We start from the raw sequence: 17242 nt of genomic DNA, 5'->3' as shown, positions 1-17242 counted from the left end.
CTCGCTATTGTTTATTCTCTTTGATTCAGGAGCTTTCAGGCATGGGCACAACCACCATGGGCGTAAAACTGGATGACGCCACCCGCGACCGTATTAAGCAGGCCGCCCAGCGAATTGACCGCACCCCGCACTGGCTGATTAAGCAGGCCATTTTTAACTATCTTGAGCAAGTTGAGCAGGGCCAGTCCCTGCCCGAACTGGTCGCTGGTCAGTCTGCCGCTGAGGAAGAAGAGCGCCCGCAGGAAGAGACTCACCAGCCGTTCCTCGACTTTGCTGAAAGCGTATTACCGCAGTCAGTTTCCCGCGCCGCCATCACCTCGGCCTGGCGCCGCCCGGAGACCGAAGCGGTGCCGATGCTGCTGGATCAGGCGCGCCTTCCTGCCGCACTGGCAACATCGACCTATGAGCTGGCGCACCAGCTGGCTGATAAACTTCGGCACCAAAAAAGTGCAGGCGGGCGCGCCGGAATGGTGCAGAACCTGCTGCAGGAGTTCTCCCTCTCCTCTCAGGAGGGCGTGGCGCTGATGTGCCTGGCCGAGGCGCTGCTGCGTATTCCCGACAAGCCCACCCGCGATGCGCTGATCCGCGACAAAATCAGCAATGGTAACTGGCATTCACACCTCGGCCGCAGCCCGTCGATGTTCGTCAATGCCGCCACCTGGGGTCTGCTGTTTACCGGCCGCCTGGTGTCGACCCACAATGAAGCCAACCTCTCCCGCTCGCTGAACCGCATTATCGGTAAAAGCGGCGAGCCGCTGATCCGCAAGGGCGTGGATATGGCGATGCGTCTGATGGGCGAGCAGTTCGTTACCGGCGAAACCATCGCCGAGGCGCTGGCTAACGCCCGCAAACTGGAAGAGAAAGGCTTCCGCTACTCCTACGATATGCTGGGTGAAGCCGCGCTGACCGCCCGCGATGCCAAAGCCTACCTGCTCTCCTACCAGCAGGCGATCCACGCCATCGGCAAGGCCTCGAACGGCCGCGGCATTTATGAAGGCCCGGGGATCTCGATCAAACTTTCCGCCCTGCACCCACGCTACAGCCGCGCGCAGTACGAGCGGGTAATGGACGAACTGTACCCGGTCCTGAAATCGCTCACCCTGCTGGCCCGCTCTTACGACATCGGTATTAATATCGATGCCGAAGAGGCCGACCGTCTGGAACTGTCGCTCGATCTGCTAGAAAAGCTGTGCTTCGAACCGGAGCTGGAAGGCTGGAACGGCATCGGCTTTGTGATTCAGGCCTATCAGAAACGCTGTCCGATGGTCATCGATGCACTGGCCGATCTCGCGCAGCGCAGCCGTCGCCGCCTGATGATCCGCCTGGTGAAAGGCGCTTACTGGGACAGCGAAATCAAACGCGCCCAGGTCGACGGGCTGGAAGGCTATCCGGTGTACACCCGCAAGGTGTATACCGATATCGCCTATATCGCCTGCGCCCGCAAGCTGCTGGCGGTGCCTAATCTGATTTACCCGCAGTTCGCCACGCATAACGCCCACACGCTGGCGGCAATCTATCAGCTGGCGGGCAACAACTACTATCCGGGCCAGTATGAATTCCAGTGCCTGCACGGCATGGGCGAACCGCTGTACGAACAGGTGGTCGGTAAAGTGGCGGACGGCAAGCTGAACCGCCCCTGCCGGATCTATGCTCCGGTTGGCACCCATGAAACCCTGCTGGCCTATCTGGTGCGTCGCCTGCTGGAAAACGGCGCGAACACCTCGTTTGTGAACCGCATCGCCGATGCCAGCCTGCCGCTGAATGAGCTGGTTGCCGATCCGGTTGAGGCGGTTGAAAAACTGGCGCAGGCCGAAGGTGCCGTGGGCCTGCCGCATCCGAAAATCCCGCTGCCGCGCGATCTGTACGGGACCCAACGGCAGAACTCCGCCGGACTGGACCTGGCTAACGAACATCGCCTGGCGTCGCTGTCCAGCGCCCTGCTGAACAGCGCCAGCGAAAGCTGGCAGGCCGCCCCGCTGATTGACGCGCCGCTGGAAACCGGCGACGGTCTGCCGGTGGTTAACCCTGCCGAGCCGCTGGATATCGTCGGCTACGTGCGTCACGCCACGCCGGGGGAAGTCTCCGCCGCGCTGGATGCCGCGGTCAACGTTGGCCCGATCTGGTTCGCCACTCCGCCGCAGGAGCGTGCCGCCATACTCGAACGCGCCGCCATTCTGATGGAAGGCCAGATGCAGACGCTGATCGGCATTCTGGTGCGTGAAGCCGGGAAAACCTTCAGCAACGCCATTGCCGAAGTGCGCGAAGCGGTGGATTTCCTGCACTACTACGCCGGACAGGTACGCGACGACTTCGACAATGAAACTCACCGCCCGCTGGGCCCGGTGGTTTGCATCAGCCCGTGGAACTTTCCGCTGGCGATTTTCAGCGGGCAGATTGCCGCCGCGCTGGCCGCTGGCAACAGCGTGCTGGCCAAACCGGCCGAGCAGACGCCGCTGATCGCCGCGCGCGCGGTCGCCATTCTGCATGAGGCGGGCGTGCCGCAGGGTGCGCTGCAGCTGCTGCCGGGCACCGGTGAAACCGTCGGCGCACAGCTGACTCAGGATACCCGGGTACGCGGCGTGATGTTTACCGGCTCAACCGCCGTCGCCACGCTGCTCCAGCGCGGGCTGGCGGGCCGCCTCGATCCGCAGGGCCGTCCAACGCCGCTGATTGCCGAAACCGGGGGGATGAATGCGATGATCGTTGATTCCTCGGCGCTAACCGAGCAGGTCGTGACCGATATCGTTGCCTCCGCCTTTGACAGCGCCGGGCAGCGTTGCTCGGCGCTGCGTCTGCTCTGCGTGCAGGAAGACGTGGCCGATCACACCCTGACCATGCTGCGCGGCGCGATGGCCGAATGCCGCATGGGCAACCCGGAGCGTTTCTCCACCGATATCGGCCCGGTGATCGATGCCGAAGCCAAAGCCAATATCGATCAGCATATTCAGGCGATGCGCAGCAAAGGCTTCACGGTGTTCCAGGCCGCGCAGCAGCAGGCGCAGGACAGCCGTGAATGGCAGAGCGGCACCTTCGTGCTTCCCACGCTGATTGAGCTGGACAGCGTGGCCGATCTGACGCGCGAAATCTTCGGCCCGGTGCTGCACGTGGTGCGCTTTGCACGCAACACGCTGCCGCAGGTGATTGAGCAGATTAACGCCTCCGGCTACGGCCTGACGCTGGGCGTGCACACCCGTATTGATGAAACCATCGGCCAGGTTACGCAGAAGGCCCACGTCGGCAATCTCTACGTTAACCGTAATATGGTTGGTGCGGTGGTCGGCGTGCAGCCGTTCGGCGGTGAAGGCCTGTCGGGCACCGGACCGAAAGCCGGTGGACCGCTGTATCTCTATCGCCTGCTCTCCTGGCGCCCGGATAACGCACTGCAAACCACGCTCGACCGCCAGGATCGCCTCAGCCCGCCGGATGCGCAGCTGCGCCCGGCACTGTTGACCGCGCATCAGGCGTTGAGCGACTGGGCGGCGGATCGTCAGGATTTGGCGGCACTGTGCTCGCGCTACGCCGAGCTGGGCCAGGGCGGCACCGTTCGTCTGCTCCCTGGCCCAACCGGTGAGCGCAATACTTTTACCCTGCTGCCGCGCGAGCGGGTACTGTGTGTTGCCGACAACGAGCAGGATACGCTGGTCCAGCTGGCGGCGGTCACCGCCGTCGGCAGCCAGGCGCTGTGGCAGGATGACGAGCTGCACCGTTCGCTGTGGCAGCAGCTGCCTGCGGCGGTCCAGCAGCGAATTACGCTTGCGGCACAGCCGCTGGAACAGGGAGAGTACGACGCGGCGATCTATCACGGGGATGCCGATCAGTTGCGCACGCTCTGCGAGGCCATCGCCGCGCGGGAGGGCGCGATTGTCTCGGTGCAGGGCTTTGCCCGCGGCGAGACAAACCTGCTGCTGGAACGGCTGCTGCACGAGCGCTCGCTGAGCGTGAATACCGCAGCGGCGGGCGGTAACGCCAGTCTGATGACCATCGGCTAATGTGACTGCTGGTTAAAAAAAACCGGCGCAGCCTTTACGGTTGCGCCGGTTTTTTCATGTCAGGTGCCACAGCCTGCTGAAGACATAATTACACCCGCAGCGGCAGCGCTACCCCTCAGTTCGCTTACTGCGGATGATAGGCAAACAGCGCCGGTGCGCCGCCGGTGTGCACAAAGACAATGGGCCCTTCACGACGGAAACGATTCTGGGCGATGCCGTCAATCAGTCCCGCCATTGCCTTGCCGGTATACACCGGGTCAAGGAAGATCCCCTCCAGCCGCGCCAGGAGTTTAACCGCTTCCATCCCTTCTTCATTCGGCACGCCGTACTGCGGTGCGAAATAGTCATCCCAAAGAGTAATTGCCGCGCTGCTGTTCAGTTCCAGCGACTGCGCTACCTGCTGACGCAGTAATTCCACCTTCGGCAGCTGAGCGGTCACCTTGCGCGAAACCGTGACGCCCACCAGTTCGGTATCCGGCAGCAGCTGTTCCAACCCGACCGCCAGCCCGGCATGGGTTCCGGCGCTGCCGGATGCCACGACCACCGCCGCGAAATCCACCACGCCTTCGCTCTGATGGGCAATTTCCTGTGCGCACTCAACGTAGCCCAGCGCACCCAGCGCACTTGAGCCGCCTACCGGGATGCTGTAGGGACGAAACCCCTGTGCTTCCAGCAGCGTGGCCTGCTCCTCCAGCTGCGCATCGGGATCGTGCAGCGCATCGACCGGCACCACTTCCGTATTCATCAGCTCCAGCAGCAGGCGGTTACCGTTACTCAGGTAGTTTTCCGCGCGGGTGCCCGTCGGGTTTTCCAGCAGCGCCACGCATTTCAGCCCCATCTTCGCCGCCACCGCCGCCGTCTGGCGAACGTGGTTAGACTGAATCGCACCGGCGGTAACCAGCACATCCGCACCGTTACGCAGCGCATCGGCGGCAAGGAACTCCAGCTTTCTGAGCTTATTGCCGCCCAGCGCTACCGGCGTGACATCGTCTCGTTTGATAAAAATATCCCGGCCCAAATAGTCTGAAAGACGAGGCAGATGCTCCAACGGGGTTGGGGCACCCAGCAACTCAACACGGGGGAAATTAACCAGATTATGTAAGGACAACGCGGCCTCCACGGGATATGCGTTCGAAATATGCCTTAGTGTTGCAGAAGATAGCGATACGGTCATCTTTCATTTAGTGATATCAAATGCCATCCCGCATAACGGTGCAAAAAATAATTACGGCCTGGATCACGCTTTTCGCTGCGGCTGCTCCATAATCAGATCCCGAACTGATGAAAAATGGAACAAGGATATGCGCAATCCCACGCTGTTGCAGTTTTTTCACTGGTACTATCCCGATGGCGGCAGGCTGTGGCCTGAAGTGGCTGAGAAGGCCGCCAGCCTGGCTGAACTGGGCATTACCGATGTCTGGCTCCCCCCTGCTTACAAAGGCGAGTCCGGCGGCTATTCCGTCGGCTACGATACCTACGATCTGTTCGATTTAGGCGAGTTCGAGCAGAAAGGGTCAAGAGCCACCAAGTACGGTGATAAAGAGCAGCTGCTGGCCGCAACCGAAGCGCTTAAATCTCATGGCATCGGCGTGATCCTGGATGTGGTGCTCAACCACAAGATGGGTGCGGACGAAAAGGAACGGGTGCAGATTAACCGCGTGAACCCGGATAATCGCGAAGAGATTGACGATGAGGTGATAGAAGCCGAAGCCTGGACCCGCTTCACCTTCCCGGTGCGCGAGGGGAAATACTCCAAATTTGTCTGGGATTACAAATGTTTCAGCGGCGTCGACCACATTGAAAACCCGGATGAGAACGGCGTATTTAAGATCGTTAACGACTACACCGGCGAGGGCTGGAACGACCAGGTTGACGACGAGCTGGGCAACTTTGACTATCTGATGGGTGCCAATATCGACTTCCGCAACCACGCGGTGACCGAGGAACTCAAATACTGGGCGCGCTGGGTCATGGAGCAGATCCCCGCCACCACCGGCTTCCGGCTGGACGCGGTGAAGCATATTCCAGCCTGGTTCTATAAAGAATGGATTGAGCACGTGCAGGAGGTGAATGAACAGCCGCTGTTTATCGTCGCCGAATACTGGTCGCACGAGCTGGACAAGCTGCAGCAGTATATTGACCAGGTGGACGGTAAGACCATGCTGTTTGATGCGCCGCTGCAAATGAACTTCCACACCGCCTCGCAGCAGGGAGCCGACTACGATCTGAGTCAGATTTTTACCGACACGCTGGTCGCGGCCGATCCGTGGCATGCGGTAACCATCGTCGCCAATCACGACACGCAGCCGTTGCAGGCGCTTGAGGCACCGGTCGATCCGTGGTTTAAACCGCTGGCCTACGCGCTGATTATGCTGCGTGAAAACGGCGTTCCCGCCCTGTTCTATCCCGATCTTTACGGGACCAGTTATCGGGACGAGGGAGATGACGGCGAGCAGTATGAGATTGAAATGCCGGTTGTTGCGGAGCTGGAAGCGCTGATCCGCGCTCGTCAGCTTTATGCCCACGGGGTGCAGACGGAGTGGTTCGATCACGCCAACTGTATTGCGTTCGCGCGCAGCGGCACGGAGGAATTGCCGGGCTGCGTGGTGGTGATGTCCAACGGGGATGAGGGGGAGAAGGTGCTGGAGCTGGGTGAGAATTTTGCCGGTAAGGTCTGGTCCGATTATCTCGGTCATCGCGAAGAGCAGGTTGAGAGTGATGAGAACGGTGTTGCGACGTTCCGCTGCAATCCGGGCAGCGTGAGCGTGTGGGTATTGGGATAGCCCAACAGTGACCATACACTTTTATCGCTGTTGATTTGGTGTAGGGGTTCAGCCTCTGCCGCTGCTCCAGGGCGGGTCCTCGCGCCGGGCTTTGCCCGGTGCCTCTGGTTATGGCATAAAACGCTGCTGCGGAACAGGCGTATGGGGTTCAGCCTCTGCAACTGCTCCAGGGCGGGTCCTCGCGCCGTGCGTGGCACGGTGCCCTCGGTTACAGCTGCTGGCCGCCCGGACCGGCGGAGACGGTACATCCTTGTACCGACCCCGCCTGACGCCAGCGTCCTGCTGGCGTCTCCTGGCCATCAGCTTCCACCTCAGCGCTGCGGATGCCCTTGCGCAGCAGCAGAGGCTGACCCTTTTCGTCATTTCATCGCTTTTGAATTTTCAGGCAACGCAAAAGTCAGAGAGCAGGCTGGCTGTGCCTCCGAGCGGGCAATCCACAGCGCTGAACGCAGAGAGGAAGCCAGGATTCGGCCACACGGACGTGGCCGAAAGTCACAGCCGCGCAGGACGCGCGTCTGTGGCGGTCCGTCCGGCTGACGAACGAAGTGAAGGAACCGCAACGCGGCGCGAGGACCGCGCGAACGGGGGCACAACCAACCAGCGCTAACTAACGACCCTGCAAACAACACAGCATAAATCCCCGGACTGCACATTTTTCTTGCTGTTGAATCGGTATCTGGTGTTCAGCCTCGGCTGCTCCCCATTGGTAATTTCATCGCTTTTTGCTTTTTGGGTTTTCAGGCAATGCAAAAGTCAGAGAGCAGGCTGGCCGTGTCCCCGAGCGGGCAATCCACAGCGCTGAACGCAGAGAGGAAGCCAGGATTCGGCCACACGGACGTGGCCGAAAGTCACAGCCGCGCAGGACGCGCGTCTGTGGCGGTCCGTCCGGCTGACGAACGAAGTGAAGGAACCGCAGCGCGGCGCGAGGACCGCCCGAACGGGGGCACGGCCAGCCAGCGCCAGCTCCGACGCTGCAAACAACACAAGCTCTAACTATTTACCGCTGCTCGCAGTAGCCGCATCGCCATTGCCCGCCAGCGCCTTCTGGCACTCCGCCGTTGGCTGATTCACCTTGCTCAGCACCAGCTTATCGTAATGCAACACGCTGCCTTCCAGCTCCAGCGGCATCACCCGCGACTGATTGTTCACATTCACCCAATCACCATCCAGCAGAGTCGTCTTACCCGGTTTGGCAATCACCCGCTGCCACTGACGGCAATCCAGCGTATCGCCCTCGGCGGTAATAATCAGACTGGCGCGCGCTTCCGGGCTGACCAATCCCTTCTGAGGCCCCATCGTCTGCCAGTTGCCCACCAGCGTTGCCGGCGGCGGGGTTTTCACCGCGCTGCTGTAGCTTTCCAACTGCGCACAGCCGCTCAGAGCGCTAACGGCCAGGCCTGCAATAATCCAGTTTTTCATGTTTTTCCCTGCTTTATGAATCACGCGCTACGTTATAATTTTTTCCCGCTCTGCCGCAAGTCCGATCGGCACGCCGCTGCGGATTTATGCGGTTTTATCCCAGTCTCCGCCCGCGCCATGCCTTCCCTTTCCCCGCATCAGCCGTGTACACTGACGGCCGAATTTACCCAGGCAGGACCGCTATGAAAACCGTTGAAGAGTATTACGCCATCGCCAAAGATCTGTTTCTTGAGGCACATCCTGAACTCAAGTCAGGCATTGAGAATCTTACCGCTGAACAGGCGGCCAGCGTTGGCATGAGCGTGGAACAGCTTCAGGCGCTGCAAAAAGATCGCGCCTATGCGGCCTATATTCGTGAGAAAAAACTGGATGGGGTTTTGTTTGCGATTCAGCTGGCCGAACCGGATAAAACCGTGATGGTGGAAGCGATTGAAACCTATCTGCGCTCGCATGCAGAGGCGCTGGGGTTAAGCTGGGAAGAGTTTTGTATTCAGAACGAACTGTAATTTTTTGATCCTCCCGAACAGGCGCGTCAACTCGCCTGTTCGGGGGCCATAGCGCTTAACCGGCCAGGCGGGCACCTGACGTTGTCGCCAGCTCATCCTCGCGGAATGCTTCTCGCCTTACGCTAAAACCATCGTACCAACGGCATTCAACCATACCGCTGGCAACACCCGTCACAATCATCACGGGCCCACCATCCTTGTGCTGCACTTCATTACTGATTATAAACATCACAAAGCACCTCCCTTCCGGTTTAAAAGACAGAATAGTTATAGCATCTTGTTGATTCCGATGCTGTTAACTGGAGGTAAACAAATTGTTAAATGCAAATAAGCAGTTAAAAACTCGATAAATAAAAAAAACGCATAAGTTTTGCAGGTTTCGTTTATGTGAACCAGCTCTCACTTACGCTTAGATCTTGCAACCTTCGCAGTCGGCTTCATCGCCCAGATCGGCAGGCAGTTCTGCGGCTTTTTTCTCTGCGTTGGCTTCCGCCTGCTCCAGCTGCGCATCAATATCAAATTCAAAAATATCGTCTTTCATCACATTGCTCCCACATTGGTAAAAAAAACGGACCCGCCGGGCGGATCCGCAAGCCGCACGTTATACCGATTAGCCGCGCACTCTGGCAACCAAATTTACCAGCGACAGCACAATCGACCCCACGATAAAGCCAATCACCAGGTTGGCACCGTTGGACGCCAGGGCAGCCACCACGGCACCCAGTCCGGCACTAAAACCTTCAATAGCATGATGCAGGAACGGCACGCCGTGCACGATAATGCCGCCGCCGACCAGGAACATGGCGACGGTGCCCACCACGGTCAGAATTTTCATCAGCCACGGTGCCGCCGCCAGCAGAACGCCACCCACCGATTTTGCCAGCGCCGAGCTTTTCTTTTGCAGCCAGAAGCCGAGATCGTCAATCTTCACGATGGCCGCCACAATGCCGTAAACGCCGACGGTCACCAGAATGGCAATCCCGGAGAGGATTAACACCTGATTCAGCAACGGCGCTTCTGAGACAATCCCCAGGGTGATCGCCACGATTTCGGCAGAGAGAATAAAGTCCGTGCGGATAGCCCCCTTCACTTTCTTCTTCTCGAAGGCAGCGGGATCCTGCTGCGCCACCTTGAGCAAACGCTGCTCGCGCGCCTCCGGGGTTTCATCGCTTTTGCTTTTGTGCAGGCTGTGCAGCACCTTTTCCACGCCCTCATAACAGAGGTAGGCGCCGCCAATCATCAGCAGCGGCGTAATCGCCCAGGGGGCAAAGGCGCTGATAATCAGCGCCAGCGGCACCAGGATCAGCTTATTAAGGAACGAGCCTTTCGCCACGCCCCACACCACCGGCAGCTCGCGGTTGGCTTTCACCCCGCTGACCTGCTGGGCATTCAGCGACAGGTCGTCGCCCAGCACCCCGGCGGTTTTCTTGGCCGCCACTTTCCCCATTACCGAAATATCATCAAGCAGCGTGGCAATATCATCCAGCAAGCTCAGTAAGCTACTTCCCGCCAAAGTCTCGTTCCTTATTCATGTTCATCATGTTGACAGCAGGGGCACCGCTCGATTTCCAGTACCGCCATATCGGCGATGCCGTCACAGTCCCACTCAACGCGTACCGGCTGGCCCTGCAGCTCGGTATGGTGCAGATACTTGCTTACCGGGCTTTCCGTCATTCCGGTAATTTCTTCCGTGGCAATCAGCCGTTCGCCGACGAAAATTCGCGCCGTCGCCCGGGTATTCACCATCCGTTCACCGCTCAGTTGATATAAACGCTTTACCGTCAGTTTAACACTGGCCATAGTTCGCCCTGCGCTTCGCCGTAGAAAGTGGGGATGATCTAAACAATTATGCGTAACAAGTGCAAATTTTGTAAAAAAATTCCCTGTCCTGAAGAAAAACATTTCCCTATTCCGCGTTAAAAAACGAGAATTTAGCGCTGCAATTACTCAACCGGACTGAGCTATTAACATGAAGTTGCGTCGTATTCCTGCCTGGCTGCCGCTGCTGGCCGCACTGTTCTCTCTGTATTTTATCTGGGGTTCCACCTACCTGGTTATCCGCATCGGCGTGGAAAGCTGGCCGCCGATGATGATGGCCGGGCTGCGCTTCCTGCTGGCGGGCGTCGTGCTGCTGGCGTTCCTGCTGCTGCGCGGAGAAAAGCTGCCGTCGCTGAAAGCCACGAAGAATGCGGCGATTATCGGCATTTTACTGCTGGCGATGGGGAACGGTGCGGTCACCGTGGCCGAACATCAGCACGTGCCTTCCGGGCTGGCGGCCGTGATGGTGGCGACCGTGCCGCTGTTCGCCATGTGCTTTAGCCGGATGTTTGGCATCCAGACACGCTGGATAGAGTGGCTGGGCATTGGCGTCGGACTGGTGGGGATCCTGCTGCTAAACAGCGGCGGACATATGGCCGGGAATCCGTGGGGCGCACTGATGATTCTGACAGGATCCCTGACCTGGGCGTTCGGTTCCGTATGGGGTTCACGCATTGAGCTGCCGCAGGGAATGATGGCGGGTGCGATAGAGATGCTGTCGGCGGGTATCGTGCTGCTGCTCGCCAGCACGCTGAGCGGTGAGCATCTGACCGGTACGCCCACGCTTCCCGGATTCCTGGCGCTGGGCTACCTGAGCCTGTTCGGTTCGATTATCGCCATCAATGCCTACATGTTTCTGATCCGCAACGTAACGCCGGCAGTAGCCACCAGCTACGCCTACGTGAACCCGGTGGTCGCGGTGCTGCTGGGGATTGGCTTCGCAGGGGAAACGCTGTCGTCACGCGAGTGGCTGGCGCTGGCAATCATCGTGTTTGCCGTGGTACTGGTCACGCTGGGTAAATACCTGTTCCCGGCAAAACCGGTGATTAAACCCATTAGCCGGGACTAAAAGCTACAGCTGGCGAATACCCTGTTCATCGATCTCGCCGTTGCCCTCAGCGGCGCAGATCCACTCTTCCAGCCGGGCGCTTAGCGCCTGTTCTTCCAGCCGGGTTTTCCCGCGCAGCGAACACTCCCACACCAGCAGCACCTTCCAGCCGCCGTCGGTCAGTTCGGCAATATAGCGTTTATCCCGCGCCACATTGCTGTCGATTTTCCCCATCCAGAACGCCGTGCGCGTTGCCGGCGTCTTAAAAAGGTGGCAGTGATGATGGTGCCAAAAGCAGCCGTGAACGAAAATGATCGCCCGGTAATCCGGCAAAACAAAATCCGGCCGGCCGGGCAGCGACTTATCCTGCGCCCGAAAGGTGATATCCAGTTCACCCAGTAGTTCCGCCACGCGCTGTTCGATCGCCGTATCGCGGGTGCGGATCGCCCGCATATTTTTACTACGCACGTCGGGTTTATGTACGTCAGCCATCCTGATCTTCCTCTGGCAAGAACGTTTGAGTATAGCGCTTTATTGTCGTACAGGATGTCTCTACACTTAAGCAAAACTCCAGTAAATATGGATCTGATTGAATGAGCACTGTCGTACGTGAAACGCTGACGCTGCCGAAAGGCGCCAAAAAACTGCTGCTGCACTCCTGCTGCGCGCCCTGCTCCGGGGAAGTGATGGAAGCACTGCAGGCATCGGGGATTGATTACACCATCTTCTTCTACAATCCGAATATTCATCCGCAGAAGGAGTATCTGCTGCGCAAAGAGGAAAATATCCGCTTCGCCGAGCAGCACGGCATTCCCTTTGTCGATGCGGATTACGACACCGATAACTGGTTCGAGCGTGCCAAAGGCATGGAGTGGGAACCGGAGCGCGGCGTGCGCTGCACTATGTGTTTTGATATGCGTTTTGAACGCACCGCACTTTACGCCTATGAAAACGGCTTCCCGGTTATCTCCAGCTCGCTGGGTATTTCCCGCTGGAAGAACATGCAGCAGATTAACGACTGCGGCGATCGCGCTGCGGCACCCTATGAGGGCATCAGCTACTGGGATTATAACTGGCGTAAGAAAGGCGGCGCGGCACGGATGATCGAAATCAGCAAGCGCGAACGCTTTTATCAACAGGAGTACTGCGGCTGCGTCTATTCGCTGCGCGACAGCAATCTGCATCGCAAAAACCAGGGCCGTCCGTTAATCAAGCTGGGCGTGCTGTATTACGGCGATGAAGACGCTGAGGGGAAATCGTAAAGGCTCGCCGCAGTACGGTAATTGTTGCAGGAGTGAGGCAGGCGCCGCGGTAAGGGCTTTGTCAGCCACAGCAGTGAGACATTCGCCAGGTGAGTAGCACAGCTATAGCGACAAAGCGTCGATGAGCTGTTCAAAACATTGAAAAGAGAAAAACGTAGCGCCCCTCACGACGAGGGGCGTTGATCGCAGCGGATACGCGAAACATCCGCAGCGATTACTTTTTCTTTTTGCCTTTTTTCAGCAGCGCGCGGATTTGCTTCAGTTCGGCCGCACTCAGCTGCTCAGTCAGTTCTTCAGGCGTATCCTGATTATCCACTTCAGGCTCCTGCGCCCCTTCCAGGGTAATCAGCAGACGGCGAGTCACTTCCTGGCTGACCGACGTTTGATTTTCCAGCGCGATGGCTTTCAGCGTTTCTTTTAATACAGGATCGATCTTTAACGTCAGGCTTACTGTCTCGGTCATTGTTGAATCTCCTGATAAATTTACACATCAAGTTAGCCTGTCAGGCTAAATTTAACCATACTGTCATAAAAATTTAATATATCAGTGACTGAAGCCAAACTCGGCCAGCACCTGGCGGTCCGTGCCGCAGAAGTCGCCCCGCAGTTCCGCACAGAGTTTTGCCATGTAAGTCACCAAAAAATCAGCATTCATCTCGGCCAGCCGTTTACCTTCCACGGTTTGCATGGTTTGCGGCAGCTTCAGCAATTTTTTCTGGAAATGGTCCAGCGCCCATTCGGCATCGTCCAGCGGTCTCTCGCGGGCCAGCGGATCGTGGCTGTCAAACAGCGAGCGCCCCAGCGCGCCAGAAACGTAAAACACCCGCGCCAGGCCAATCGCCCCCAGAGACTCCAGACGGTCCGCGTCCTGCACGATTTTCGCCTCCAGCGTTTCCGGGGTGACGGCAGCGCTGAAGCTGTGGGCATGAACGGCATGCATCACGGCAGGAATTTTTTCTACGGGAAAATCCGGAAATTCCGTTAGCAGAACCCGCCGCGCCTCTTCCGCAGCCTGCGCAGAGGCCAGATGACGCTCGGGATGATTTTTCGGCAAATTAACGATGTCGTGGAAGTAGCAGCTGGTCAGCACCACCAGCGGATCGGCCTCGCTTCCCTGCATAATGCGCTGTGCCGTTTGCCAGACGCGCGTCAGATGCGCCACATCATGCGCCTTGTCTTCTTTCTGCCAGGTCTGGTGCAGCCAATGTTCAAAGCGTGATTGCCAGGTGTTCAGCATAAAAGACTCTCCTTCTTTCTTTGGACTTGTTGACATCTCAGCGACGATAATTCGCTACAACGAGATGCGTTGGCGCGATAAAAAATGCGACCCCGATCACTTTATAGTTCATGTATTCATTATGTTACAGCCTGATTGCATACCGATGAGCTGTGTTACTAATTTATACCGCTTAAAATTCACTCAAATCATTAAGCAGCCATAATACAGACTAAAGGTAACGAAACGTTTCACCTTGCACCCTAACCCAAAGATTATCGTTTGCGTCGCGATGGCCTCCCCAGATATGCTCCACACTTTTCTGAATATTTTAAAAATGGCGCCCTGCTTTAAGACATTGTAATTAAGCAACATGTAAAATATGTTACGCTGCAAAAATGACGTCGGCCCATCGGCCAAAAGCAGCGCTTTGACCGCCCGCGATTCGTCATCAGAGTCGTTTCATCTTTCCGTTTTTTTTATTAAATTTTACTGATGTTTTACCAAAAAAATGCCCCAAATTGTTGTTAAAGGTTTAAGTTAGGAGTTCTCCGCATTGTGTTTTCATTGTAACTATGTAGCTGGTTTGGTTGAGAAAGATATAGAGGTTATCCCATGAAAGAACGCCCGATTCTGTTCAGCGATCAACGGGTGCGCGCCCTGCTATCTGGTCGACAAAGCCAGACCCGGCGCATCATGAAATCCCAACCTTTCGGACCGGTTCAGGATAATCATGAAGGCTGTTACGGCATTGATGTGAAGCGTAACCACCTGCAGGGAAACCTGGTCATGAGCATGGAGAACATCAGCCACCACAGCCCGCACGGCCAGCCGGGCGACCGGCTGTGGGTGCGTGAAACCTGGCGTGGGCCGGTTATCGCCCCGGAAGATGTGGCGCGGTATCAGCAGGACCCGGCGGCGTTCAGGGACCGTCAGTACTGCCGCTACCGCGCCGATACCAGCGCCTGGGGCAGCGAAGATGGCTTGGGCCACCCCGGCTGGCAGGCGGGTATTCATATGCCGCGCTGGGCCAGCCGCATCGATCTGTTGATTACCCGTCTGCGCGTGGAAAAAATCCAGGACATTACAGACGATGACATCATGGCGGAAGGCGTGCAGTTCGACAGCCATTTTTTGAACAACTTTTTTACCATCCAGAATGAAACCGTGTCCCCGAAGGAAGCCTACCGCAAGGCCTGGACCGCACAGTACGGCGGCACCAGTTGGGAAGTTAACCCATGGGTTTGGGTGATTGAGTTTGAGAGGATCTGATCGGCTTTAATGATGCACGGCGCTGAAGTTTTTCAGCGCCGTTTGCGCCCTATCACAGACAACTCTTAATATAACTGGTTGAATACTCCCCTCAATTTGCCATTGAAAATGGCAATTATCGTGATAATCGTTTTATCCTCTTCGCACAACACTCGCGCAATGTGCATTCTACCGTTGCAGCACGTCTGCGTCTGCGGCATGGTGTAAGAGGATTTCCCGATCTGGGTGGGAGCAATATCAGCATGATCAAATGGCCGTGGAAAAGCGACGATGACGCAACGACCAGTGGATTACCCTGGCAGCAGGCACTGGCGATACCGCTTTTGGCTCCGCTCGATGGAGGTGAACGTCAGAATTTAATCGCCCTGGCCAGCCGTTTTCTGCGCCAGAAACGGCTGGTTGGCCTGCGGGAACTGCAGCTTGACGAGTTAAAATGTTGCCGGGTGGCGCTGCTGTTTTGCCTGCCGGTGCTCAACCTCGGCTACGACTGGCTCGACGGCTTCCATGAAGTGCTGATCTACCCCACGCCCTTTATGGTGGATGACGAATGGCAGGATGAGTTTGGCCTGGTCCATCGCGAACGGATGGTGCAGTCCGGCCAGAGCTGGGAACAGGGGCCGATTGTGCTGAACTGGCTGGATATTCAGGACTCCTTCGACCGCTCAGGCTATAACCTGGTGATCCACGAGGTGGCGCACAAACTGGACGCGCACGGCAGCGGCGAATCCACCGGCATTCCGGCCATGGCGCTGCGCGACGTTGCGGGCTGGGAGCGCGATATGCTGGCGGCGATGAACGCGATTCAGGACGAGGTCGATTTGGTGGGCGAAAACGCTGCGACCATTGATGCCTACGCCGCCAGCGATCCCGCCGAATGCTTCGCCGTGCTGTCGGAATATTTCTTCAGCGCGCCGGAGCTGCTGCTGGTCCGCTTCCCACAGGTCTACACGCGGCTACGCCAGTTTTACCGTCAGGACCCTTATCAGCGCCTTGAACAACAGCAGGAACAGCTCAATACCGGGGGAATTGTTCACTAAAACAACGCGCTGCTGCAAACTGCACCAGTTAAATGCAGACGCGATTTTTGCTGTTGACAGTCAACGGGCGGATCGCTAATATGCGCCTCGTTCACACGATTCCTCTGTAGTTCAGTCGGTAGAACGGCGGACTGTTAATCCGTATGTCACTGGTTCGAGTCCAGTCAGAGGAGCCATATTAAAGAAGCCCGCTCAGAGAAACCTGAGCGGGCTTCTTGCTTTGTGCAATTAGCGAGACACAATTCTCACCGGATTGTCGTTCAGCAACTCACGGTATTTTCAGCACAAAACCGAAGTGAGAACCGTGCGGGAGTTCAACATCGAGGCTTTGTCTGCCCCCCTGCCGATTATATGTCCTGCGTTCAAACCGGCAGCGGCCCATCCTTAACCAGTGTCTTCATCACCAGAGTTGACGTCAGTCTCTGCACCCCTGGCATTCCGCTTAACTGCTCGTCATAAAGCCGCTGGAAGGCGTTGAGGTCCTCGGTAATCACGTGAAGGATATAATCCGGGTCACCGAACAGTCGCTGCGCCAGCGTCACATTCTTGACCTGCTGCACCGCTGCCTCAAAGGCCGCAACGGCATGGCGATCCCCCTCTTTGAGCGTGACGAAGACGATGGCCGAAAAGGTCAGCCCCAGCCGATCCGGCTGAATGCTGGCGTGGTAGCCACTTATTACGCCGGACTCCTCCAGCGCACGTACACGCCGATGGCAGGGTGAAAGGCTCAACCCGACGCGCTCCGCCAGCTCAGTTAACGATAACCGGCCGTCGGATTGCAGCTCAGCAAGAATCTTCCTGTCAGTTCTATCCATTTGGAAATAATTACCCAATAAGGCCGAAAGTAGCCCTATATATGGAAGCACATTTCAACTCTGAAAGGATAATCTTT

General features: G+C 57.5%; 17 protein-coding genes and 1 tRNA gene. 8 read left to right on the top strand and 10 right to left on the bottom strand.

The genetic code is table 11. The features are described from left to right. Positions 1-41 precede the first annotated feature (41 nt). Positions 42-3989, top strand: coding sequence for a trifunctional transcriptional regulator/proline dehydrogenase/L-glutamate gamma-semialdehyde dehydrogenase (gene putA / locus EC836_RS00500; protein ID WP_123329070.1), 3948 nt, complete (start codon positions 42-44; stop codon positions 3987-3989). Positions 3990-4113: 124 nt separating this feature from the next. Here the strand turns inward: putA and EC836_RS00495 are convergent, their stop codons facing one another. Beyond that, a complete protein-coding gene (locus EC836_RS00495; protein ID WP_123329068.1) occupies positions 4114-5097 on the bottom strand; it encodes a D-cysteine desulfhydrase in 984 nt (327 codons plus the stop codon). A gap of 193 nt (positions 5098-5290) precedes the next feature. Here EC836_RS00495 and amyA point away from each other — a divergent pair, with 193 nt between their 5' ends. Next, positions 5291-6772 (top strand): alpha-amylase, encoded by a 1482-nt coding sequence (gene amyA / locus EC836_RS00490; protein ID WP_123329066.1) that lies wholly within the window; start codon positions 5291-5293, stop codon positions 6770-6772. A gap of 993 nt (positions 6773-7765) precedes the next feature. Here the strand turns inward: amyA and yedD are convergent. After that, positions 7766-8191 carry a lipoprotein YedD gene (yedD, locus tag EC836_RS00480; protein WP_123329062.1) on the bottom strand — a complete coding sequence of 142 codons (426 nt, stop codon included), beginning with the start codon at positions 8189-8191 and terminating at the stop codon, positions 7766-7768. Between the two features lie 182 nt (positions 8192-8373). Here yedD and EC836_RS00475 point away from each other — a divergent pair, with 182 nt between their 5' ends. Further along, positions 8374-8697 (top strand): DUF6388 family protein, encoded by a 324-nt coding sequence (locus EC836_RS00475; protein WP_123329060.1) that lies wholly within the window; start codon positions 8374-8376, stop codon positions 8695-8697. A gap of 55 nt (positions 8698-8752) precedes the next feature. On the opposite strand, the gene EC836_RS00470 is transcribed toward EC836_RS00475, so the two are convergent. The 4 genes from EC836_RS00470 to EC836_RS00460 form a co-directional block, all read right to left on the bottom strand. Next, positions 8753-8926, bottom strand: a complete 174-nt coding sequence (locus EC836_RS00470) for a YodC family protein (RefSeq protein ID WP_370346156.1) — start codon at positions 8924-8926, stop codon at positions 8753-8755. Positions 8927-9106: 180 nt separating this feature from the next. Further along, positions 9107-9238: a hypothetical protein gene (locus EC836_RS25055; RefSeq protein ID WP_255416823.1), complete on the bottom strand. Its 132-nt coding sequence runs from the start codon at positions 9236-9238 to the stop codon at positions 9107-9109. 69 nt (positions 9239-9307) lie between these two features. Next, complete coding sequence (locus EC836_RS00465) at positions 9308-10210, bottom strand: DUF808 domain-containing protein (protein ID WP_123329055.1); 903 nt, start codon at positions 10208-10210, stop codon at positions 9308-9310. Positions 10211-10221: 11 nt separating this feature from the next. Continuing rightward, positions 10222-10497, bottom strand: a complete 276-nt coding sequence (locus EC836_RS00460; RefSeq protein WP_123329053.1) for a hypothetical protein — start codon at positions 10495-10497, stop codon at positions 10222-10224. A gap of 169 nt (positions 10498-10666) precedes the next feature. Here EC836_RS00460 and yedA point away from each other — a divergent pair, with 169 nt between their 5' ends. After that, on the top strand, positions 10667-11584 hold the full coding sequence (yedA, locus tag EC836_RS00455) for a drug/metabolite exporter YedA (RefSeq protein WP_123329051.1): 918 nt from the start codon (positions 10667-10669) through the stop codon (positions 11582-11584). A gap of 3 nt (positions 11585-11587) precedes the next feature. Here yedA and EC836_RS00450 read toward each other — a convergent pair whose 3' ends face one another. After that, positions 11588-12055: a very short patch repair endonuclease gene (locus EC836_RS00450; protein ID WP_123329049.1), complete on the bottom strand. Its 468-nt coding sequence runs from the start codon at positions 12053-12055 to the stop codon at positions 11588-11590. A gap of 101 nt (positions 12056-12156) precedes the next feature. On the opposite strand from EC836_RS00450, the gene EC836_RS00445 reads away from it, so the two are divergent. After that, entirely contained in the window at positions 12157-12825 is a 669-nt protein-coding gene (locus tag EC836_RS00445; protein ID WP_123329047.1) for an epoxyqueuosine reductase QueH, read from the top strand. A gap of 214 nt (positions 12826-13039) precedes the next feature. On the opposite strand, the gene EC836_RS00440 is transcribed toward EC836_RS00445, so the two are convergent. Continuing rightward, a complete protein-coding gene (locus EC836_RS00440) occupies positions 13040-13288 on the bottom strand; it encodes a hypothetical protein (protein ID WP_123329045.1) in 249 nt (82 codons plus the stop codon). 81 nt (positions 13289-13369) lie between these two features. After that, positions 13370-14062: a phosphohydrolase gene (locus tag EC836_RS00435; RefSeq protein ID WP_123329043.1), complete on the bottom strand. Its 693-nt coding sequence runs from the start codon at positions 14060-14062 to the stop codon at positions 13370-13372. A gap of 594 nt (positions 14063-14656) precedes the next feature. Between EC836_RS00435 and EC836_RS00430 the strand changes: the two genes are divergently transcribed. The 3 genes from EC836_RS00430 to EC836_RS00420 all read left to right on the top strand — a co-directional run bounded on the left by EC836_RS00430 (position 14657) and on the right by EC836_RS00420 (position 16526). Beyond that, complete coding sequence (locus EC836_RS00430) at positions 14657-15313, top strand: hypothetical protein (protein WP_123329041.1); 657 nt, start codon at positions 14657-14659, stop codon at positions 15311-15313. 242 nt (positions 15314-15555) lie between these two features. After that, on the top strand, positions 15556-16350 hold the full coding sequence (mtfA, locus tag EC836_RS00425) for a DgsA anti-repressor MtfA (protein WP_123329039.1): 795 nt from the start codon (positions 15556-15558) through the stop codon (positions 16348-16350). 100 nt (positions 16351-16450) lie between these two features. After that, positions 16451-16526: transfer RNA gene (locus EC836_RS00420), tRNA-Asn, on the top strand. Between the two features lie 186 nt (positions 16527-16712). Here EC836_RS00420 and EC836_RS00415 read toward each other — a convergent pair. Next, complete coding sequence (locus tag EC836_RS00415; RefSeq protein WP_123330694.1) at positions 16713-17165, bottom strand: Lrp/AsnC family transcriptional regulator; 453 nt, start codon at positions 17163-17165, stop codon at positions 16713-16715. Positions 17166-17242 lie beyond the last annotated feature (77 nt).

The organism is Erwinia sp. JUb26, from assembly GCF_003751505.1.
In the GTDB taxonomy this organism is placed as follows: domain Bacteria; phylum Pseudomonadota; class Gammaproteobacteria; order Enterobacterales; family Enterobacteriaceae; genus Erwinia.
Note: the sequence above shows the minus strand (reverse complement) of the source record. Positions and strands in the feature narration are given on the sequence as shown.